Source organism: Caballeronia sp. (assembly GCF_049581465.1).
Taxonomy (GTDB): domain Bacteria; phylum Pseudomonadota; class Gammaproteobacteria; order Burkholderiales; family Burkholderiaceae; genus Caballeronia.
The window spans coordinates 1-3,619 of record NZ_JBAUSA010000899.1 but is presented as its reverse complement, the minus strand read 5'-3'; the positions used below and the strand labels follow the sequence as shown (position 1 = coordinate 3,619).

General features: G+C 61.1%; 4 protein-coding genes. All 4 read right to left on the bottom strand.

Going from position 1 to position 3,619, the window contains the following annotated elements; translation table 11 throughout:
* Nucleotides 1-365: GNAT family N-acetyltransferase (locus WCA53_RS22040; RefSeq protein WP_423915584.1), on the bottom strand; the 365-nt coding region annotated here is incomplete at its 3' end.
* Between the two features lie 7 nt (nucleotides 366-372).
* A complete protein-coding gene (lnt, locus tag WCA53_RS22035; protein ID WP_423915583.1) occupies nucleotides 373-2,055 on the bottom strand; it encodes an apolipoprotein N-acyltransferase in 1,683 nt (560 codons plus the stop codon).
* Between the two features lie 135 nt (nucleotides 2,056-2,190).
* A complete protein-coding gene (locus WCA53_RS22030) occupies nucleotides 2,191-3,096 on the bottom strand; it encodes an HlyC/CorC family transporter (RefSeq protein WP_423915582.1) in 906 nt (301 codons plus the stop codon).
* 210 nt (nucleotides 3,097-3,306) lie between these two features.
* Nucleotides 3,307-3,619: gamma-glutamylcyclotransferase (locus WCA53_RS22025; RefSeq protein ID WP_423915581.1), on the bottom strand; the 313-nt coding region annotated here is incomplete at its 5' end.

Here is a 3,619-nt window from a genome sequence, read left to right as displayed (position 1 = left end):
GCCGCGGCATTGAGCGTCGAATCAAGCGTCAGCTCCGGTAGCCTCTCCGAACACGCCAGTTCTTCCAGATGCCCAATCATGGCAGCCCCAATCCCGCGCTTCATGAAGTCAGGATGAACAAAGATCGCATCGATCTTGCCCGTCGCAAGGCTGATCATGCCCGTGGCAACCACACGATCGTCCACCGTCGCGACAAGAAAGCCCTCCTCAACAGCCGCCGCAAACGCAGTCGACGCCACGCCGCCCGTCCATTCTTCCAGTTGCTCGGCCGGATACAAACGGATGCACTCGCTCATCACAGCCGCGCGACGGATGTCCCAGGCCGCCGTCACGTCTTCGCGAGTCGCTTTTCGGATGACAAACATGACGCGCTCAGGCCCCCGGCACGCGAGGCTTGCGCTCACGCTTGGGCGCATACGCGAAACCGAACGCCAGCAACAACATCGACACAAGGACGACAGTGAGATTGCCGCTCGTTATATACGGCGTGCGCCCAGACATGCCTTGCACGGTGGCATCGATGGAACCGGTCGTGAAGACCGGCAACCTTGCAACCACGTCGCCGTTCGCCGCGATCACCGCGGTCGCTCCCGTATTGGTCGCGCGCAACATGGGCCGGCCAGTCTCGATCGAGCGCATGCGCGCCATCTGTAAGTGCTGGTCGAGCGCGATGGTGTTGCCGAACCACGCAAGGTTCGACGAATTGACAAGAATCCCAGCCGGCGCTTCCTGTTCGCGGATCGTTTGCGCTATTTCCTCACCGAAAATATCCTCGTAGCAAATATTGACGGCGATCGGCTGGTTTTCAACGAGAAACGATTTCTGGACCGGCACGCCGCGCGCAAGATCGCCAAGAGGAATGCCCATCAACGCGACGAACCAGTGAAAGCCCGTGGGAACGAATTCGCCGAACGGCACAAGGTGATGCTTGTCGTATCGATACACGTCACGCACATCGGGCGTGATGCCGAACAGGCTGTTCGTGTAGTCGGTGGCTCGGCCTTCAGGCGTGATCGTCACGCCGATCGCGCCGAACAGGATCGACGAGCCGGTGGTATCGGAGAATTTGCGCAGCGCGAGCGCCAGGTCCTGTGGTATTTGCACGGCAAGGACAGGCAGCGCAGTCTCAGGCGTGACGATGAGATCCGCCGGTTTTTCAGTGATCAGCTTCCTGTACAACGCGAGCGATTGGTCCACGCCTTCCTGCTCGAATTTCATCTCCTGCTTCACATTGCCCTGCAGCAGGCGAACGGTGAGCGGCGCATTGGCGGGCGTCGTCCATTCGGCGAGCGACAGCAACATACCGGACACGAGCAGCGCCACGGCAACGCCTAGAGGCGCGAAGCGCGCATTCTTCGGCATTGAGCGGCGCGTCGCATAAAAGGCCTGTACGAGCAACGCGGCGACCAGCGCTAGCACCCACCCGACACCATACACGCCGCCGATAGGCCCGAACCCGGACAACGGGCCGTCGACTTGAGCATATCCACTCGCAAGCCATGGGAAGCCCGTGAACACAAGGCCGCGCAGCCATTCGCCCAGCGCCCAGGCGCTCGCGAACGTGAACGCGCCGTGCCAGGTGGGCGCGAAGCGGGGTTCATCGTCAACGCCCTCATCTTCGTCGTCGTAGTGCGCCCGTCCCGCGCACAACGACCAGACGACACCCGATAGCGCCGGATAAACCGAGAGGTACATGCAAAACAGCAGGACGGCAGCGCCTGCCAGCGGCGCGGCCATGCCGCCGTAGTCATGCATGCTGACGTACAGCCACCAGACGCCCGTCAGGAAGTTGCCCAGCCCGAATGCCCAGCCCGTCAGGGCCGCACTCCACCATCCGTTCGTACGGGACAGCCACGCGAAAAAAAGCGTGAAGATCACCAGTTCCAGCCAGCCGCCATGAGGCGTGGGCGCAAATGAAAGCGTGTTCGCTGCCCCAAGAATGGCCGCGACAAGGTAATGCCAGAGGGGAAGCGCTTCGCTTTTGCCCGCAAGCGGCTCAGTGGACGACGGGCGATCGCCGCGCCGGGAGAAGAATCGAAACGATGAATCGGCCATTGATTACGGAATCGGCAAAAAGGTTAGGACTGGCGTAGCGCGACCGTCGCTCGACATGTCAATTGACGCAGAAACGCAAAGCCACCCGGCTTTGCGCTGGACCCAAAAAGGGCGCGCTGGTTGGCGCTGATTGCCTTAGTCCCGGTCGTCGTCGTGACTGTCAATAGACAGTCCTGCCGGGGTACCCGCGTTCGGCGCGCGACTCACGCGCAGCACGTGAATCTGTCGCGCGTCGCCGCGCAGGATCTCGAATATGAAGTCGTCGATACGTACCTTTTCCCCACGATGCGGCACGCGTCCGAACCGGTGCGTGACCAGGCCGCCGATGGTGTCGACTTCGTCGTCGGAATACGTCGTACCGAATGCTTCGTTGAACTGCTCGATCTCCGTCAGCGCGCGCACGCGGTGCCGTCCGTCCGGCGTCGCGATGATATTGCCCGCTTCTTCGTCGAAGTCGTATTCGTCCTCGATGTCGCCCACAATCTGTTCAAGCACGTCTTCTATGGTGATCAGTCCGGCCACGCCGCCGTATTCGTCGACGACGATCGCGATGTGATTCCGGTTCACCCGGAAGTCGTGCAGCAACACGTTCAGGCGCTTCGACTCGGGAATGAACACGGCGGGGCGCAGCATGCCGCGGACGTCGAATTCTTCTTCGTGGTAATAGCGCAGCAGGTCCTTCGCAAGCAGCACGCCAACCACGTTGTCGCGGTTGCCTTCAAAAACCGGATAGCGCGAGTGCGCTTTCTCCAGCATGAAGGGAATGAATTGCTCAGGGGTTTCCGCGATGTTGATGGCGTCCATCTGGGCACGCGGAATCATGATGTCGCGGGCGCAGAGTTCGGAGACTTGGAACACGCCCTCGATCATGGAGAGTGAGTCGGCATCGAGCAAATTGCGCTCGTGGGCGTCCTGAAGGACCACCAGGAGTTCGTCGCGCGACTCGGGTTCGTGCGAGATGAAATCGGTCAGGCGCTCGAGCAGCGTGCGCTTTTCCGGAGGTTTGTCGGAGTGTCGTCGACTGGGATAGGCGTCGTTCATAGTGGAGCGCCCGGACAGTTCCGGGCGCGAAATAGCGGAGAGTTAAGAATACACGAAGGAAATTGCAAGCCCATTTCAGCTCGTCTTGCAGACTTGCAAGCATCCTAACTGATAAGTATGGGCGAAGTATGTCGCAGCGATGATGCTGGCCAATTGGTCAGTCCTCACGGGGTCGAATCACCTTTTGTTGCGATTTTGACGAGCAACACTTCATTCCTGCGATGAATTGGCCGCCTTGCATCGTCGAAGAAGGGCTTCCAGCGCCCGGTCGGGCATGCCGCATTCGCGTAGCGCCTCCACAGTGCGGCTGACGTAGTCGAGGGTCGTGCCGTATCGGCCGCAGGCGCAGCCGAACACGTGGCGCACCACGTGGTCGGCGAGCTTGCCAGTGTAGGAGGGCACGTCGCGACGCATCACGAAGGACAGCGCGTCTACGCGGCGGCCGTCGCCGAGCATGCACGGCAGCCATGCCACGCGATACGAACCCATTGCCATTTCGCGCCGCCAGAGCGCGTCGAGGTGC